The organism is Parafilimonas sp., assembly GCF_051953455.1.
In the GTDB taxonomy this organism is placed as follows: domain Bacteria; phylum Bacteroidota; class Bacteroidia; order Chitinophagales; family Chitinophagaceae; genus Parafilimonas.
Genome location: NZ_JBQCIT010000025.1, coordinates 54,410 through 73,378 on the forward strand (window position 1 = coordinate 54,410; position 18,969 = coordinate 73,378).

Annotated in this window: 16 protein-coding genes; 13 read left to right on the top strand and 3 right to left on the bottom strand. The window is 40.6% G+C overall.

The window, feature by feature from the left end; translation table 11 throughout:
- The first annotated feature begins 45 nt into the window (after positions 1-45).
- Complete coding sequence (locus tag ACTHN6_RS09635) at positions 46-2,421, top strand: ABC transporter permease (RefSeq protein ID WP_440435543.1); 2,376 nt, start codon at positions 46-48, stop codon at positions 2,419-2,421.
- 128 nt (positions 2,422-2,549) lie between these two features.
- Complete coding sequence (locus tag ACTHN6_RS09640) at positions 2,550-4,988, top strand: FtsX-like permease family protein (RefSeq protein WP_440435544.1); 2,439 nt, start codon at positions 2,550-2,552, stop codon at positions 4,986-4,988.
- A gap of 134 nt (positions 4,989-5,122) precedes the next feature.
- Here ACTHN6_RS09640 and ACTHN6_RS09645 read toward each other — a convergent pair whose 3' ends face one another.
- Complete coding sequence (locus tag ACTHN6_RS09645; RefSeq protein ID WP_440435545.1) at positions 5,123-6,133, bottom strand: zinc-binding alcohol dehydrogenase family protein; 1,011 nt, start codon at positions 6,131-6,133, stop codon at positions 5,123-5,125.
- A gap of 155 nt (positions 6,134-6,288) precedes the next feature.
- Between ACTHN6_RS09645 and ACTHN6_RS09650 the strand changes: the two genes are divergently transcribed.
- Positions 6,289-6,639, top strand: a complete 351-nt coding sequence (locus ACTHN6_RS09650; RefSeq protein ID WP_440435546.1) for an L-rhamnose mutarotase — start codon at positions 6,289-6,291, stop codon at positions 6,637-6,639.
- A gap of 69 nt (positions 6,640-6,708) precedes the next feature.
- On the opposite strand, the gene ACTHN6_RS09655 is transcribed toward ACTHN6_RS09650, so the two are convergent.
- Entirely contained in the window at positions 6,709-8,157 is a 1,449-nt protein-coding gene (locus ACTHN6_RS09655; RefSeq protein ID WP_440435547.1) for an alpha-L-fucosidase, read from the bottom strand.
- 211 nt (positions 8,158-8,368) lie between these two features.
- Here ACTHN6_RS09655 and ACTHN6_RS09660 point away from each other — a divergent pair, with 211 nt between their 5' ends.
- From ACTHN6_RS09660 to coaE, 5 genes are all read left to right on the top strand, one after another.
- Positions 8,369-9,598: a proline dehydrogenase family protein gene (locus ACTHN6_RS09660; protein WP_440435548.1), complete on the top strand. Its 1,230-nt coding sequence runs from the start codon at positions 8,369-8,371 to the stop codon at positions 9,596-9,598.
- Between the two features lie 163 nt (positions 9,599-9,761).
- On the top strand, positions 9,762-10,694 hold the full coding sequence (gene nusB / locus ACTHN6_RS09665) for a transcription antitermination factor NusB (protein ID WP_440435549.1): 933 nt from the start codon (positions 9,762-9,764) through the stop codon (positions 10,692-10,694).
- A 25-nt stretch (positions 10,695-10,719) separates the two neighbouring features.
- The gene (locus ACTHN6_RS09670; RefSeq protein WP_440435550.1) at positions 10,720-11,166 is read left to right on the top strand and encodes a DUF1573 domain-containing protein; all 447 of its coding nucleotides are present in this window, start codon (positions 10,720-10,722) and stop codon (positions 11,164-11,166) included.
- 30 nt (positions 11,167-11,196) lie between these two features.
- Entirely contained in the window at positions 11,197-11,547 is a 351-nt protein-coding gene (gene yajC, locus ACTHN6_RS09675; RefSeq protein WP_440435551.1) for a preprotein translocase subunit YajC, read from the top strand.
- A 73-nt stretch (positions 11,548-11,620) separates the two neighbouring features.
- Positions 11,621-12,208 (top strand): dephospho-CoA kinase, encoded by a 588-nt coding sequence (gene coaE / locus ACTHN6_RS09680; protein ID WP_440435552.1) that lies wholly within the window; start codon positions 11,621-11,623, stop codon positions 12,206-12,208.
- Between the two features lie 7 nt (positions 12,209-12,215).
- Here the strand turns inward: coaE and ACTHN6_RS09685 are convergent, their stop codons facing one another.
- A complete protein-coding gene (locus ACTHN6_RS09685; protein ID WP_440435553.1) occupies positions 12,216-12,866 on the bottom strand; it encodes a M15 family metallopeptidase in 651 nt (216 codons plus the stop codon).
- Between the two features lie 210 nt (positions 12,867-13,076).
- On the opposite strand from ACTHN6_RS09685, the gene ACTHN6_RS09690 reads away from it, so the two are divergent.
- The 5 genes from ACTHN6_RS09690 to ACTHN6_RS09710 all read left to right on the top strand — a co-directional run bounded on the left by ACTHN6_RS09690 (position 13,077) and on the right by ACTHN6_RS09710 (position 18,904).
- Entirely contained in the window at positions 13,077-14,027 is a 951-nt protein-coding gene (locus ACTHN6_RS09690; protein ID WP_440435554.1) for an aldo/keto reductase, read from the top strand.
- A 25-nt stretch (positions 14,028-14,052) separates the two neighbouring features.
- On the top strand, positions 14,053-14,703 hold the full coding sequence (locus ACTHN6_RS09695; RefSeq protein ID WP_440435555.1) for a serine hydrolase domain-containing protein: 651 nt from the start codon (positions 14,053-14,055) through the stop codon (positions 14,701-14,703).
- Positions 14,678-15,175, top strand: a complete 498-nt coding sequence (locus ACTHN6_RS09700; RefSeq protein WP_440435556.1) for a serine hydrolase — start codon at positions 14,678-14,680, stop codon at positions 15,173-15,175. Before ACTHN6_RS09695 ends, ACTHN6_RS09700 begins: the two co-directional genes overlap by 26 nt.
- A gap of 85 nt (positions 15,176-15,260) precedes the next feature.
- Positions 15,261-16,271 carry an LLM class flavin-dependent oxidoreductase gene (locus ACTHN6_RS09705; RefSeq protein WP_440435557.1) on the top strand — a complete coding sequence of 337 codons (1,011 nt, stop codon included), beginning with the start codon at positions 15,261-15,263 and terminating at the stop codon, positions 16,269-16,271.
- A gap of 191 nt (positions 16,272-16,462) precedes the next feature.
- Positions 16,463-18,904, top strand: coding sequence for an ABC transporter permease (locus tag ACTHN6_RS09710; RefSeq protein WP_440435558.1), 2,442 nt, complete (start codon positions 16,463-16,465; stop codon positions 18,902-18,904).
- Positions 18,905-18,969: the final 65 nt, after the last annotated feature.

Sequence of the window (18,969 nt, forward strand, 5' to 3'; positions counted from 1 at the left end):
AACGTAAAGTTGAAGATCTAAACTCACTAAACAAACCATCTTGTTATGTTTAAAAATTATATCAAAACAGCATGGCGCAGCTTATGGAAAAATAAGTTTTATACAGCCATTAATATTCTTGGTTTATCAATCGGGCTAACCACCGCCATCTTATTACTGTTATGGATACAGGATGAAAGCAGCTTTGATAAATTTAATAAAGATTATAACAGAATTTATAACCTGAGCGCTCATTTTGATGCCAACGGAAAAGAACAGGTTTGGGGCGGTGTGCCGGGGCCTTTATACAAATATGCACGTTCATTGTCGCAGGTAGAAGCGGTAACAAGAGTGAATGATGACTGGGGCATCACTTTTCGTCAGCCAAACGATAAGAAGCTTATTTCGGGACTGCATGTAGCATACATTGACAGCAGTTTTTTTTCAATCTTTAATTTCAATACCATTAAAGGCGCAGCCAATAATTTATTTACTGCTACCAATAATATTCTGCTTACAGAAGAAACGGCAAAAAAGATTTTCGGAACAGACGATGTTGTTGGCAAAGTAGTAAGCTGGGATACGGCAAGCTTTATTGTTACAGGCGTATTGCACAATTTTCCTCAAAATTCTTCCCTGCGTTTTGATGCTTTATTCCCCATGAGTTTATATGCCAAAATGTTTACAGCCTGGGGTGGCAATGGCGACTGGAAAACCATTGATGAAGACCTCGGCAATTATGCTTACGACACCTATGTAAAACTGCAGCCCAACACAAATTTTGCAACTTTAGAAAGCGCTTTAACCAAAGCGTACAAAGATGCCCGCAATGGCGACAGCAAAACAAAATTTATGCTGCAACCTTTGTCCGAAAAACATCTCATATCGGCTGATGGCAATAAATCGGGTTTGCGTATTGTGCAGGTATTTACAATCATCACTATTTTATTACTGGCTATTGCTGCGGTTAACTATGTAAACCTGTCAACTGCACGTGCCATGGCAAGGGCAAAAGAAGTAAGTGTGCGTAAAATAATCGGCGCGAATAAATGGCAGTTATTTATACAGTTTGTTGCAGAAACGGTTATCATATTCGTTATTGCCGCAGCATTGGCGCTTGTGTTTGCAGGGCTGCTTATACCTGCTTATAATAACATATCCGGTAAATCGCTGGAATTTTCACTTGCCAATCCTTCTGTGTGGATGCTGGTGGGCGTTGCCGTTTCAGGCACATTAATTTTAGCGGGCGTATATCCTGCCATATATCTTTCGTCTTTCGACCCCATCAATTCGTTAAAGGGAAAAATAAGTCAAAGCCTCAGCAGCATTGTGCTGCGTAAAGTGCTGGTGGTTTTTCAGTTCTCTATTTCAGTAATACTTATTATTTGCACACTGGTTATCGGCCGGCAAATGCAATACATAAGCAAGGTAAACCTGGGTTATAATAAAGAATATGTTTTTACGGTGCCACTTAGCGATGAAGCCATTAATCATATTGATGCCGTAAAGGCAGAGCTAAATAAAACACCGGGCATATCAGCTACTTCTTTATCCAATGTTTATAACATAGCCGATTATGGCAACTCAACAGGCGACATTGACTGGCCGGGAAAATTGAAAGATAATAGCATGATCGTAAGCAGCGCTAATATTGACAAGGATTTTCTTCCTTTAATGAATTTTACATTTATTGAAGGCGGCAATTTCACGGGTATGCCATCTGACACTTCTGCCTATATCATTAATGAAACAATGGTAAAACAAATGGGCATTAAGCCGCCTTATGTTGGCCAGCAAATGAGCCTGCATGATGTGCCCGGAACAATAATCGGCGTAGTAAAAGATTTTCATTTTAAATCTTTAAAAGATAAAATCAGCCCGTTTGTTTTCTGGACGCACCGCTGGAAAAATATGCTTTATGTAAAAACAACGGCTGCCGGCGCACAACAGGCAATAAAATCGGTAGAAAAGATATACAATAAATATCCCGGTGTAAACCCTTTCACTTACAGTTTTGTTGATTCAAAGTTTGATGAGCTGTATAAAACAGATAACCGCACCAAATTGCTGTTCAACATTTTTGCAGGCATTGCCATTTTTATTTCCTGCCTCGGTTTACTGGCGCTGGCAACGTATTCAGCACAGTTGCGCACCAAAGAAATTGGCGTAAGAAAAGTGCTGGGTGCAAGTGTTACAAATATTGTAAGCCTGTTGGGCAAAGATTTTATTGTGCTGGTTGTTATAGCCATTGTTATAGCCATCCCGGTTGCCACTTACAGTATGAATAAGTGGCTGGAGAATTTTGCGTATAAAACAGATATAAGTTTTTGGCTGTTTGTGTTGGCGAGTTGTATTGCAGTAGGAATAGCGTTGTTAACGATTAGCTTCCAGGCAATAAAAGCAGCGCTGGCCAACCCGGTGAAATCGTTGCGAACGGAATGACAGCGCATACAAACCTTCCGAAGGGAAGGCTTTGTAAGCTGCAAATTATATAAACAACATTCAATTAGCATGCTCTTAAATTCCCTTCCTTTAGGGATAGCAACTTACAGCTAAACAAACCATCTTCTATGCTTAAGAACTATTTAAACACCGCCTGGCGAACCATTTCGCACAACAAAATTTATTCAGCCATAAACATACTTGGCTTAACGATAGGTTTATGCGCTTGCATGCTGGTGGCTACTGTTGTGCTGGATGATTTGTCGTATGATAAACAATGGAGCCGGAGCAACGATCTCTACCGCATTATTTCAATAAATAAAATGGGCGATGGATTGTATGACCGCTCTTCATCCTCTTTAACAGGGCTGGTAACGGCATTAAAAAATAACTTTCCTGAAGTGGAAGCCGCCGCAGGTATCAGGAATACAGATACAAGATTAAAGCTTGATAACAGTGACGCAAACGGCATTGAAGTAACCGCATTATCAGCCGACACTACTGTATGGCAAATGCTGGATTTACATGTACTTTCCGGCAACCCACGACAATATATTGCCGGCGATAACAGGAACCTGATCATCACCGAAAGCTTCCGCAAAAAATTCTTTCCACATGAAGACCCTGTTGGCAAAATCGTTTACAGCGTACCTGTATATTCCGACAAGCCAAGCCCTTATATTATTACCGGCGTAATTAAAGATTTGCCTGCCAATTCTGTTATGCGTGCTAATGCAATTGTTGTAGTTAAACCCCGTAACGATGAATTATTGAAAGAGCAATACGGCACTTTTTCTGAAAACTATATTTTATTAAAGCCAGGCACAAACATTAAGCAATTCACCGCTAAAGTAAACAAGTGGTATGCAGGTTTTGTAACCGTTAAAAAACCCTACCAGTTCGAGTTTCAGTCCATACAAAATATTTACCTGCATTCAGATTTTTCAGGCTACCAGGCCATAAAAGGTGATTATAAAAACATCTACATTCTTTCAGGCGTAGCTGTTTTATTATTGGTAATTGCCTGCGTGAATTTTGTGAACCTAAGCACCGCAAGGGCATTGCAGCGTTTAAAGGAAACCGGTGTAAGAAAAATATTAGGCGCACAGCGTAAGCAACTCGTTTTCCAGTTTCTCACGGAAGCTTTCCTGTACTTTTTAATTGCCACAGCGCTGGCAACTATTATTTACCGGTTATCATTGCCTTCGCTTGAACATTTCATTGACCACCATCTTGCACAAACATTCACTGCATCTTATCATTTATTCCTCTATTGTTATGGCGGTGTGTTGCTTGTAAGTATTATAACAGGCATTTATCCTGCATTGGTTTTATCTGCCTTTAAACCAGCAGCCACTATAAAAGGCGAGTTGCTGAGTAATAGCCGCGGCAGCCAGAACATGGTGAGAAAAAGCCTTGTGGTATTGCAGTTTTCCATGTCTGTTATAGTATTAATTGCTTTGATCGTGGTGCAGCAGCAGGTTTCATTTTTAAAGAATAAAGATGTGGGCTATGATGCAAAAAACCTCTTAAGCATTGGCCAGGTTTCATGGGCGGGGAAAGGGGAATCATTTAAGAATGAATTGCTGCAAAATCCTGCTGTGGAAGCTGCCAGCATTACTTCATGGTTGCCTACTGTAGGCGCTGGTTTCATGAGCTCAGAAGTAGAAAATCCAAGCCATCCCGGCAGTAATATTAACGTATGGTATATTAATGGCGATATTGATTTAGATAAAGTGATGGGGCTTCGTTTAATAAAAGGCCGCCTGCTCAACAAAACCTATAGTGCTGATATTTTAAACCCTGATTCGCTGATGAAAATAAGAGATTCTGCACTGTATGCAAATGCAGCTAATCAGCAGTCTTCATTAATTACTGCTTATACAGCAAAGGTGTTGCAGGTAAAAGATTTAGGTGTGCCGATAAGGCAGGCCCATACAACACCAGTTGGCATCATAAAAGATTTTAATAATGAATCGCTGAAAGAACCTATGAAACCAACTATTATTATTGCAGGGCCATCGCCCGAATATGGCGGCATGCTTATAAAAGTTAGGCCCGGGCAGGAAAAACAGGTAGCGATAGCTGTTTCAAAACTTTGGCGGCGGTTTTATCCTGATAAACTATTGGAGATAAAATGGGTGGATGATATGCTGGCTGCACAATACAAGGCCGAAAGCAGGCTGCAGCAACTCTTTTCTTTCTTCAGCGGGTTAAGCATGTTCCTTGCAGCATTGGGTGTTTTGGGATTGATAATACAAGCTACTGCCCAGCGCAAAAAAGAAATAGGCATACGCAAAGTTTTGGGTGCTTCCGTTCCAACAATTGTGCGATTGTCTTCCATTGATTTTGTAAAGCTGGTTTTGATTGCCGTGCTTATTGCATCACCGGTGGCCTGGTGGCTGATGAATAAATGGCTGCTTGATTTTGCTTACCGCATACACATCAGCGGATGGGTTTTTATAATAGCAGGCACTATTGCAGTTGTGATTGCTTTATTAACGATAAGTATTCAATCTGTAAGGGCGGCGATGGCTAATCCCATTAAAAGTTTGAGAACGGAATAACAGCCCATCCAAACCTTCCCGAAGAGAAGGCCTGGCAAGCCGCTAATTATATAAACAACATTCAATTAATCGCGCTTTTGAAAGCCCCTTCCTTTAGAATGGGCCGCTTGCAGCCTGAAGCGTACAGCTTATAATTAAAATACAATCACCGTTTTACCAATAGCTTTCCCGCTTTCCTGTAAGCGATGTGCAGCTTTAAGGTTATCAGCACTCAATCCATTAAAGGTTTTATTTAATGTTGTTTTTAAAGTGCTATTATCAAATAATGCTGCAGCTTTATTTAAGATGTGATGCTGTTCTATTATATCGTTTGTTTCAAAAGTAGAACGGGTGTACATAAACTCCCAGCTAAAGGTTACGCTTTTACTTTTTAATTTAGTTAAAGCAACCGGCTCTGCAGAACCCGTGATGGATGCAATATGCCCCTGTGGTTTTATCAGTTCCACCATCGCATCCCAGTAAGTATTGGTATTAACAAAGTCGAGGATAAAATCTACATATTTAAAACCGGCGTTACGTACTTCGCTCACGAGATCTTTATGGTTCACTACAATATCTGCTCCCTGTTGTTTACACCACTCAACCGTTTCAGGGCGTGAAGCCGTTGCAATAACCTGAAGGCCGGCTATTTTTTTGGCAATCTGTATAGCAATAGAGCCCACACCGCCGGCACCACCGATAATTAAAACGCTTTTGCCTTTATCGCTCTCATTAATCCGCATCCGGTCATATAGTGCTTCCCATGCCGTGAGCGTTGTAAGCGGCATGGCGGCGGCTTCTGCATCACTTAAACGGGCTGGCTTATGGCCAACAATCCTTTCATCTATTAACTGATATGCTGCGTTACTGCCAGGCTTATTAATATCACCGGCATAGTACACTTCATCACCCTTCTTAAATAACGTAACATTATTCCCAACAGCTTCTACAATACCCGAAGCATCCCACCCAATTATCTTTGGCGCATCAAGCACTTTGTCTTTGGCGCTGTTCTGTCTTATTTTAAAATCAACCGGGTTCACGCTAACCGCTTTAATTTTTACCAGCAGGTCATGCCCTGTTGGTTCCGGAACAGGTATTTCAAAATCAATAAAGCTATCTGCTGCTTCTATGGGTAATGATGTTGTAAAACCAACTGCTTTCATATTGAATATATTTTTAAGAATGAAAAAGTTTATTACACGCACTCAAATATAACGGCAGAAATTTATTCATTATTTACCAGGCTGCCCGGCCACAGCATTACAAACACTCATTTTATGCAATAGCTTACCTTTCGCTTTCAAAAAATTAAGCCGCTATGCAAAAAAAGGTTCAGCGTTATGCATCCATTACCGGACTTAAAAAAGAAGATATGGCCTATTACAAAGAATTGCATGTTGCCGTTTGGCCAGGCGTTTTAAAACAGATAAAACAAAGCAACATCCAGAACTATTCTATTTACCTGCAGGAAATTGATGGCAAACATTTCCTCTTTAGTTATTTTGAATATACAGGTGACGATTTTAATGCAGATATGAAACGAATGGCAGAAGATCCCGAAACCCAACGCTGGTGGAAAGAAACGGATCCCACTCAAATACCCCTGCCTGATGCCGCCGCCAAAGGGCAGATATGGAGTTTTATGGAAGAGGTTTTCCACCAGGATTAACTGCATCCTTCATTCAAAACAGGCTTACCTTTAAGTGATAAGCCTGTTTACAGCCGTAATAGTTTAGTTCTATAGTATTATCTTAAACGCCACTGCATATTTGCCGGTTGTTTTATTTTGAAGTGATGCCGGAATGCTCAGTGTTGTAGAATCGTCTTCTGTTTTATACCTGATTTTTTCTTTCGGTGCATCCAGCAAAACAATTTTGCTTTTTTTATTCAATGCGATGCCTTTTAAATTAATGGCAGATGGTAATACAACATCATCCGCTTTATCATCACTCAGCAGATATACGAAAATCGTTTTCTTATCTTTCGATTGCAGGTATAAAACATTACCATCTTCATAAGGCGCTAAGGGTTTTGTGGCATATACCGCTTCTCCATGCACTTTCATCCAGGCGCCAATTTCTTTTAAACGGCTGTAGGCCGTATCGCTGTAATCGCCCAGCGGTGAAGGGCCTATGTTCAGCAATAAATTGCCGCCTCTTGATATAATACGCAGTAATAAATGAATAATAGTATTGGTGGGTTTATAATGGTCATTTGGCACATAACTCCATGAATTGCCCATGGTAATACAGCTTTCCCAGGGATAAGGTAACGGCTCTTTCGGAACCGTTTGTTCAGGCGTAAGATAATTTTCAAACTCACCGCTTACAGTTCTGTCAACCACCATCAGGCCAGGCTGATAACTGCGCGCCATTTTAGCAATGCGGGCCATATCAATATCCTGGTCGTACACAATGCCACGCTGCCATTCAATACTCTTATCCACGGTTGACAACGGCCTTACCCAGCCGCCATCAAGCCAGAGCACATCCACTTTGCCATAGCCGGTCATCAGTTCCTGTATTTGATTATAGGTATAGTCTTTAAAAGCCTTCCACCTGTCGGGATATTTTGCCGGATCATAATTTACATTCCTGTCTTTTGGCGGAAAATAAGGCCACCAGTAATCCGGCGAATGCCAGTCGGGTTTGGAAAAATAAGCGCCCGTTAAGAAACCATCTTTGCGAAATGCGTCAAAAATTTCCTTGGTTACATTAGCCCTGGCGTTTGATGAAAAAGGAGTTTTGGGTGATGTAATCTTATAATCGGTTTGCCTGGTATCAAACATGCAAAAACCATCATGATGCTTGGTGGTAAATATAACATACTTCATGCCCGCCTCTTTTGCCGCGGCGGCCCATTTATCAGGATTAAAATTTACCGGGTTGAAGGTGGTTTGCAGGTTTTCATAAGCTTTCTTATATTCAAAATAGTTTTTTGAATAGGGCCCGTGGCGCTGCGTCCAGCCTTCATCTTCAGGACAAATGCTCCAGCTTTCCACCACGCCCCACTGGCTGTACGTGCCCCAGTGCATAAACAAACCGAATTTTAAATCCTGCCATGCTTCTATCTTTTGTTCAACCAACGTATCCGTTGGCTTTACATATTTTGTATTGAAATTATGTTCCTGCGCAGTGGCGGCAAACGCAAGCAAGAGCAGGCAGGCAAACAGGAGTAATTTTCTCATGATATATAAAGTTTGAAAACTCTAAATTATAACTGGCCTGATTTAAACCTTAATACTTCAAAAGTTTTTTTTGTTTCATCAAATAACTAAATGTTTTCTGCGGGAACATACAGTTTAAAAATTTTTAACGCTTATGATTAAGCTATACCGGCCTAATATTTTTTACTTCATACATAGTTGCCGATATTCGCGTTAGAATCAGCTCTTCGTTATGCGTCTTTCTTTCAACAATACAGAAACAGCATTTGCTTATAAATCCAATAAAGAATTGCAGGCCAGCCGCTTTATTTTTGGCACTATGAATTATCCCTGGTTTTCTGCACTTGGTGTGAGGGTTACACCCTTTTTAATGAAAACAGGTTTGCCCGTGCATGGTATTATCCGAAAAACCATATTTAAGCAGTTTGTAGGCGGCGAAACGCTGGAACAAACAGCAGATGTTGCAAAAAGATTAGGCGAATATGGCGTACAGGTAATTTTGGATTATGGCGTTGAAGCAAAAGAAGGCGAAGAAAATTTTGATCATGCAAGGGATGAATTTATCCGCGTGATCAACTATGCCGCCACGCAGCCGAATATTCCGTACATCAGCGTAAAAATTACCGGAATTGCCCGCTTTGAATTATTAAAAATAATGAACTCTGCCCCGCGTTTGCGCAGCGGCATTCACGATCATGAAGAAGAAGGAGCGGAATGGGAAAGGGTGCGGGAACGCATGTATGATATTTGCGAAGTGGCTGCCGAAAAGAATATAGGCGTTTTAATTGATGCGGAGGAAAGCTGGATACAGGACCCCATTGACCGGCTTTCTGTGGAAATGATGGAGATCTTCAACCGTGAAAAATGTATTGTATATAATACTATTCAGCTTTACCGGCACGACAGGCTCAACTTCCTGAGAATGTATCACAACATTGCCAGGCAAAGAGGGTTTATACTCGGTTTAAAAATTGTTCGCGGCGCTTATATGGAAAAGGAAAGAACAAGGGCGCAGCTAATGGCTTATCCGTCGCCTATTCAGCAGGATAAATCTTTCACCGACGGTGATTATAACACAGCCGTTGAATATTGTATTGATAACATTAATGATATAGCCACTATTATAGCCACGCATAACGAGTACAGCAACCTGCGTGCCGCGGAGTTAATGGATGAAAAGGGTATTCCTCATAATCATAAACATATACATTTTTCACAGCTCTACGGCATGAGTGATAATATAACCTTCAACCTGGCCAAAGCCGGTTATTCTGTGAGTAAATACCTGCCTTTTGGCCCCATACGCGATGTAATTCCTTACCTTATGCGCCGGGCGCAGGAAAACAGCAGCATTAATGGCCAAACCAGCCGCGAAGTAATTTTAACCCGCACCGAATTAAGGCGCCGGGCAAAAGCGGCCAGGGCAGCCAAACATACCGCCAAAGCGAAACCTGCGGTGTAGTATCACAAATACCCTTCAAATTTTTTATCGCACAGTGTATTATGTCTCTGTTCGTGCTTCACCCTGTTCAAAAAGAAGGCTTCTTAACAATTTCAAATCATAATTCTTTATTCTAATTACAAAGGGCCAATTATCTTCGCGCCCAATAAAGTTCTTGGAAAGGATGATTACGAGAAGAAATATCAGGGTTAAAGTAATGCAGGTTTTATACCAGCTTGACAGTACAGATAATATTTCCGACAATGAAGCTGTGAAAATTCTTGATACACGGCTCGATCAAACGCCCCGCCTCTTCACTTATCTCATTTATTTTCTTACTGAAGTTGCCCGCTACGCAGAAAAAAATGCGGCGATAAGGGCATCCAAACATCTTGCTACTGCAGAAGACAAAAATGTAAACATAAAACTTTCGGGCAATACGGTTTTGTGGGCTATCCTGGAAAATCATTCTTACATACAGGCGATGGCCAAATACAAATTCAGCTTCGACTCAACGGAAGAATTTGTGCGCAGCACGTATGAAACGCTTATTTCAACAGAAATATATAAACAATATATTCATTTGCAAAGCAGGGATATTAAAAGCGAAAGAGATATCCTTACCTATATTTTTTCTGACCTGATGCTGCCCGAAGAAAGTTTTGTGGCGCATATAGAAGAAAACTTCAGCAATTGGGATGATGATGCAGAAATGCTTAACACGCTGATGTTAAACCTGCTGCAAAAACCTGCTGCTTTAAGCCTGCAGCAAATGCCGGATGCAGAAAAGAAAACATTTGCAAAAGAATTGCTTCAAACAACCATCAATAAAAACGAGTATATCTCCGGTTTAATTAAAGCCAGGTTGAAAAACTGGGATCCGGAACGCATTGCTGTACTGGATATGATATTGATGCAGATGGGTGTTTGCGAGTTTTTATACTTTCCCACCATTCCGCCAAAAGTTACCATTAACGAATATATAGACCTGGCAAAAGATTACAGCACCGAGCAGAGCGGTCATTTTGTAAACGGTATTTTAGATGGTATTCATAAAGACCTGGTGGCGCAAAACAAGATTTTCAAAACAGATTTTAAATCAAAAAAGGCAAATTGAGAAAGCAGTACATTTGCCCTTTAGTATGAAATATTTATTTTTTCTTATTATAACAAGCGTTGCCATTGCATCGTGTAACAGCGCTGCAGAAAGCAGCTCAAAAAATATGGAAGCTTTGCTGAAAGATTCTTCAAAGTTTACCAGCATTCAATGGCAGGATACGGCTATTGATTTTGGTGCAAAAAAAATGGGCGAGGTGGTAAATATTACTTTCACCTGCAAAAACATTGGCGATAAACCTTTATATTTAATTACGGTGCGCCCAAGCTGCGGCTGCACAGTGGCCGATTATACAAAAGAACCGATAGCGCCGGGCCAGGAAGGTAAGATTGATGCACAATTCGACACAAAAAAAAGCCATCCGGGCGATGTGCGCAAAACAATATTCATAACGGCAAACAACAGTAACCGTGCACCGCAGTTCCTGGCATTTACAGGCACCATACTGGCCGATTCTTCAGCAAATAAATAATCTCAATTTTTTAATTAATAATTCCGAACAATGACACAGATGCTTACTGTTTTTTTAATGGCTTCGCCAGATGGTGGCCAGCCAAATTCAAGTTTTTCTTTAATAATGATGGGCGCTATTATTTTAGTGTTCTGGTTGTTTATGATCCGTCCGCAGGCTAAGAAAGCAAAAGATCAGAAGAAATTTATAGAAAACCTTCAGAAAGGAGATAAAATTGTAACCATAGCAGGTATTCATGGCACTATAAACAAAATAAATGAAGACAATACGCTGCAGCTTGAAACCAGCCCCGGCAGTTATATGAAGATTGAAAGGTCCGCCATCAGCATGGAATGGACAGCGCAGGTAAATAAATCAACCACAGACGCAGATAAGAAATAAATTAAGATATTTGCTTTTTTTAAATCCGGGGTTTGTAAAAATTCCGGATTTTTTATGTTCATAAAAAACGTGCATGCTTAAAATAGGATTAACCGGCGGAATGGGCAGTGGCAAAACCACCGTATCAAAAATATTCAGCGTACTGGGCATTCCTGTTTTCTATGCTGATGAAGCAGCCAAAACTATTATGAATGAAAATGCCGCTTTAAAAGAAGGCATTATTAATTTGTTTGGTAAAGAAGCATACACAAATAATATACTGAACAGGAAATACATCTCCGGCATTGTTTTTAATGATAAGTTCAAGCTGGAGCAACTGAATGCGCTTGTGCATCCCGTGACTATTGCCGCGGCAGATGAATGGGCAAACGCTCAATCATCTGCTTATATAATTAAAGAAGCGGCTTTGATGTTTGAATCGCCTGCTGCAGCCAATCTTGATTATATTATCGGCGTATATGCACCGCAACATCTGCGTTTGCAAAGAGTGATGGACCGCGACAATGTTTTGCGGGAAGCAGTGCTTGCCCGCATGAATAACCAGCTTGATGAAACCATTAAAATGAAACTTTGCGATTTTGTTATCATCAACGATGAGCAAACTGCTGTGTTGCCGCAGGTATTGGAGCTGCATAAAAAGTTTCTGGAGATGGCAGGGTGAGAATTGCCTAATGAATTTTTGAAAACGGCACATCGGCAATGGCATATTCTTTCCAGTCTTTATAATCAAAATGCCACCATTCATACTCATATACTTTAAACCCTTCTGCTTCCATTTTTGAGCGCAGCAAATCCCGCATTTTTCTCTGCGTTGCGGTGCCGCCGGTATAATCAGCGTAAGAGCGTTCCGTCATCTCATCATAATTCCCCGTCATTTCAATTTCTTTACCGGTTTTAAGGTCGTATAAACTCAGGTCAACAGCACAGCCGCGGTTATGCCTTGAACCGTTTTTAGGGTTGGCGACAAATTTCTTTTTGTCTTCGGGTGTTACATCCCAAAAAAGTTTAGTAATGCTCCAGGGCCGGTAGCCATCGAATACCACCAGGCCGTAACCCAATGGTTTTAATGCTGCATTTACCCGCACCAATGCCTCGGCAGCCGGTCTTTGCAAGAAAGCCCTTGCTTCTTTATACATAGGTCTCCCAACAAAATTATTGCTGGTGGCATAACGTATATCGAGATGGATGGTTGGGTCTAACTTAATAAGTTCAACCAAATCCGCTGGCCTGAAATTGCCTGTTTCCTGCGGCGGCTTTGTATGGCAGCTTTCAGCAGAAAGTGATACCACGCATATAAATGCTATAAAAATAAATTTCATACGAATAATTAAAACAGCTTAGCTGTGTCCTGTTTTACAACACCAGGAACAAAGATGCTTACAAAAGAACAGGTTTTTTTATAAATGGGAATTGTGGCATGTTTTTTAAGCATCGCTATCAAATGTTTGCGGAAAATGACGGCGATGTTAATATTTATATGCAGATGGCAGCTTCTGTATATTTTTGGCAATTGTAATTAAACTGGCTTTATGCTTTATATTCCTTCTCCGGGGCGGTATGAAAATATGCAATATAACAGGTGTGGCAAAAGCGGGATATTGCTGCCAGCTATTTCATTAAGCCTTTCGCACCACTTTGGCACGATTGATATTTTTGAAGACGGCAGGAAGATCATTCATCATGCTTTTGATAATGGCATTACACATTTTGACCTTGCCAATAACTATGGCCCTGCTGCCGGCAGCGCCGAAGAAAATTTTGGAAGAATACTGAAACAGGATTTTACAGGCAACCTCCGCGATGAATTACTTATATCCACCAAAGCCGGGTATGCTATGTGGGAAGGGCCTTATGGCAACTGGGGGTCCCGTAAACATTTAATGACAAGCTGCCATCATAGTTTAAAAAGAATGGGGCTTGAATATGTTGATATATTTTTCTCGCACCGCCCCGATCCTGAAACACCGGTTGAGGAAACAATGATGGCATTAGATCACATTGTGAGAAGCGGGAAAGCTTTATATGCAGGCATTTGCAATTATGATGCTGAACAGGCAAAGCAGGCGATTGACGTATTAAAAAGCCTGGGCACACCGTGTTTAATTCACCAGTCTGAATATTCAATGTTCATGCGCTGGAACGAAACGCACCTGCCGGAAGTGCTGGAAACAAATGGTGTGGGGCGCATCGCCTCTTCATCCAAAGGATTGCTTGTACACAAAAATTTAAAGGGTATTCCTGCAGTTGCAGGCAATGCAAAGCCCACCAACTTCTATATTAAAAAGCTAAACGAAATTGCAAGGAAACGCAACCAGTCGCTGGCACAAATGTCGCTGGCCTGGCTGCTGAAAGACAAAAAAATAACAAGCGCACTAATTAATGTAACCTCAAAAGAACAGTTGAACGATAACCTCTCCGCTCTCAATAACCTCCAGTTTGCCGAAGAAGAACTTGAGGCTATTGAAAAAGTTTTGGATTAACCTGCCCCTGCATTATATAACACGTATGAAGATTTTCGCAACAATTATTCTTAGCTGCTTTTCCGTCTTTGCATTAATGGCACAGCAACCTGCATTTAATCTTAATGAACAGAAAATAGATTCGCTTTTAAGCAAAACCTATCCTGCACATTTACCAGGCATTTCTATTGGTATTGTTGAAAATGGGAAAACAGTTTATAAAAAAAGTTATGGCATCAGTAATATAAGCACCGGCAACAAACTCACAGCTTCTTCTAATTTCAACATCTGTTCCTTAACAAAACAATTTACAGCAATAGCCATACTGCAACTGCAGCAAAAACATTTACTTTCCTTAAACAATAAAATCAGCAGGTTTTTTCCTGATATGAATAAGAAGCTGGCAGATGCAATTACGGTTAAGCAATTACTTACGCATACTTCGGGCATCCCCGACCATTATGCTTACATTAATACAGCAGGCATGCAGCATGCACATAATATTGATGTATATAACGCTGTTAAACATGCCGACAGCACTTATTTTATGCCGGGCACACAATTTCGTTACAGCAATACCGCTTATTGTTTGCTTGCGCTGATAATAGAAAAATTAAGCGGCCAAACTTATAATGATTATATGGCCGAATATGTGTTTAAACCCGCAGGAAATGCAACAAACGGTTATCTGGAATGAACAGGCAACAATACAAAACGAAGTAACCGGCTATGAACGAGACAGCCTTGATAATTTAATGCAATCGGGACCTGATGAACACGTATTTTTTTCAACTGAAGGCGATGGTGGTATTTATACTTCTGTTGATGATTATATTAAATGGTTCGCTGCTTTGCAATCCGGTAAAGTATTCAGTAAAACGATTGTTGATGAAGCACGTAACATTCAATTTTTGATTGCCACAAACAAAAAAACCGGCTATGGTTTTGGCTGGTTTACAGATACGCAGGAAACGCAATGCAAAGTATATCACAGTGGCGATAACGGCGGCTTCAGAACATACAGTTTCAGCATACCTTCCTTAAACTATCTTATTGTAATTTTCGCCAACCGCAATGATATTAATGTTGAACAAATTGTTCAGCAAATTGTAAACATGCAGTTCCCTTCATTAAAAAGCTTTACACCAATAGAAGTACTTACTTCATAAGCAGGCCCGGCGGCTTTTGCTATCATCCTAATCTTATCTTTTTGTTGAATCTCTACATTTAAAACCAATAGTATTTTTGCAACCGATGAGTAAAAAGAAAATAGCCCGTTCCGTACTTGATCTTGCTGCGGTAACGGAAGGTTCAACGCCGGAGCACAGTTTTAAGAAAAGCCTTAAGCTGGCGCAATACACAGAATCTTTAGGATATACACGTTACTGGCTGGCCGAACATCATAACATGGCAAGCATAGCCAGTTCGGCAACATCGGTATTAATAGGTTATATAGCAGGCGGCACAAAAACCATCCGCGTTGGTTCAGGCGGTATCATGCTGCCTAATCATTCTTCTTTAATTATTGCCGAACAATTTGGCACGCTGGGAAGTTTGTATCCCGGCAGGATTGATCTTGGCCTTGGCCGTGCGCCGGGCACAGACCAGTTAACTGCAATGGTTATACGCAAAAGCAACAACCTGCGGGCTGAAGATTTTCCGCAGCAGGTAATGGAATTAAAAACATATTTCTCCAAAGAAAACAGTACTGCCAAAGTAAGGGCCATTCCGGGTGAAGGCGTTGATATACCCATGTGGATATTAGGCTCCAGTACCGACAGTGCGCATCTTGCTGCTTACTTCGGGATGCCTTATGCTTTTGCCGGACATTTTGCACCGGCGCAAATGCTAACGGCTTTTAATATTTATAGAAATGAATTCAAGCCTTCGGAACAATTAAAAGAGCCTTATATAATGGCTTGCGTAAATGCCATTGCCGCTGATACAGATGATGAAGCCAATTATCTTGCCACATCGGCTTACCAGGCTTTTCTTGGCATCCTGCGCGATAAGCGGCAACTGCTTCAGCCACCAGTAAAAAATATGAACGATTTATGGACTGAGGTTGAAAAAGCGCATGTAATGCAAATGCTTTCAGGCTCATTTATCGGAAGCGCTTTAACCATTCGAAAAGACATTCAAGGTTTTGTTGCGCAAACCGGCGTTGATGAACTCATGTTCAATGCGCACATTTATGATTTTGATGCAAAAATGCATTCCTATAAACTGGTGAGTGAAGTAATGCAAAGTGCGTTTGAAGTATAAACCGGTTTATTATTTTTAGCCAGGATGCATTGCGGCCCTTTTGTCCGCTTTCTGATTACACACTGTACGATACCGTACAATCTTTTGCCGCACCCGTTTTTACAGGATATTAATTTTAAATAAGTTATACAATGGCATTGTGGTTGTAAATAGCATTGCACAATTATTACCCGCCAATTTGATGTTGCATTATGATAAGAAATTTTTTAAAAATAGCCTGGAGAAACCTTGCAAGAAATAAGGTTTATTCTATTATCAACATTACCGGTCTTGCCATTGGCCTCTCGTGTTTTTTGCTGATTACATTGTATGTAATGGATGAGCTGAGTTATGATACGTATTATCCTAATGCCAAAAACATTTATCGCATTAATACAGATATACATTTTGGCAGCTCCATCCAGCATACTTCGCAAACCAGCGATATGATGGGGCAACTGCTTAAAAAAGATTACCCGCAGGTAGAAAGTTATACGCGCATTTATGTAAATGATGGCCATAAGCTCATAAGAAAAGGAAATGATTTTATTGATGAAGCACGTGTGGCCAATGTTGATTCCACTTTTTTCGACATGTTCCGGTTGCCCGCTATTGCAGGAGATGTGCAACATGGACTGGATGAGCCGAATACTGTTATCGTAACCGCATCGGCTGCAAAAAAATATTTTGGAACCACCGATATTGTTGGTAAAACCATCGAAATAAGAAGCAGTAAAAATCCTTTCTATAAAATAACGGCTGTTATAAACGATGTTCCGCATAACACGCATTTTAATTTCGATTTCTTCTTTTCCATGAAGAATGTAGATTATAAATGGGGACAGGCTTCCAGCCATAATTTTCTTACCTATATACGTTTAAGGCCAGGCGCTGACCCCAAAGCCTTTGAAAAGAATTTTGATACCTATATAGAAAAATATGTGGTGCCTGATGCAAAAAGATTTATGAACATCAACACCATAGATGAGTTTAGAAGGGCAGGCAACAACCTCGAATATTCTTTGATGCCGGTTACAAAAATTCACCTGTATTCAGATCGCAGCTTCGAACTAACGCCGGGTGGTAATATTCAATATGTATATATCTTTTCTGCTGTTGCACTGTTTATTTTACTCATTGCCTGCATCAATTTTATGAACCTCACCACAGCCCGTTCTGCCAACCGCGCAAAGGAAGTGGGTATAAGAAAAATGTTGGGAACAGAAAGAAAGGGCCTTATATGGCAATTCCTTTTTGAATCAACAAGCATGGTTTTTATTTCGCTGATAATTGCTGTTGGGGTTGTATATGCAGTGCTGCCTTTGTTTAACAGTGTGGCCGATAAACAAATGAGCATTTCAGGTTTATTTTCGCCATATATATTGCCGCTTCTTATTGCATTGCCTTTTATTGTTGGCCTGATGGCAGGCAGTTATCCTGCATTTTTCCTGTCATCCTTCAAGCCGGTTGAAGTATTAAAAGGCAGGTTGAAACTGGGCAGCAAAAGCGGCGGCTTAAGAAGTGTGCTCGTGGTGTTTCAGTTTGCCACATCCATTATTTTGATTGTTGGAACAATTATTATATACGACCAACTGCATTACATTCAAACAAAAAATCTTGGTTATAATAAAGAAGAGGTTTTAATAATAGATAAAGTATATGCATTAAGTAACAACGCGGAGGCTTTTAAAAATGAAGTATTAAAAATGCCCGGTGTTATAAGTGCATCGCTCAGCAGTTATTTACCGGTTTCCGCTTCCTGGAGAAACAGCCATACTTTTTCGAGGGATGCCGTGCTGAATGCTGAAAATGGCATTGAAATACAGGACTGGAAAACCGACTATGATTATATACCCACCTTGGGCATGCAAATTATAAAGGGAAGAAATTTTTCACGGGATTTTGGCAGCGATTCTTCCGCAGTAATCATTAATGAAACCACGGCTAAATTTTTAGGATATGCCGATCCCGTGGGCAAAAAGCTTTACAGCTCTGATGCAGATAGTGATGGTAATACTTCAGCCTATACAATTATTGGCGTGGTTAAAAATTTCAATTTTGAATCGCTGCACCAGCAGGTGGGCCCGCTATGCTTTATGCTGGGCAACAACAATTATGCAAGTTCAGCCATATTTAAAGTGAATAGTTCAAATATTCAAAGCCTTATTGCACAAGTGGAAACCAAATGGAAAACCGTTGCATCCGGGCTGCCTTTCAGCTATCGTTTCTTAAACGAGTCATTCAATGAAATGTACCGTGAAGAACAGCGTGTGGGTAAAATTGCCATTACATTTTCCGCACTGGCAATCTTTATTGCCTGTCTTGGTTTATTTGGGCTTGCCACATTTATAGCAGAACAAAGAACAAAAGAAATAGGCATACGGAAAGTTTTAGGGGCGAGCGTTAATAGTGTTGTAAGCATGCTGGGTAAAGATTTTATAAAGCTGGTGGCCATTGCATTTGTATTCGCAGCGCCGCTTGCCTGGTGGGCCATGCATAACTGGCTCAATAATTTTGCCTATCGTATTAGTATTGAATGGTGGATGTTTGCTGCAGCAGGCGCTATTGCTTTATTAATTGCATTGATAACAGTGAGCTTCCAGTCAATAAGGGCAGCGCTGGCAAACCCGGTTGAGTCGTTGCGAACAGAGTAATATTTGGGAAGGTTCTAAACTTTTCCAAAGTTATAATGATGAATATTGAATAATAAATAAACAAC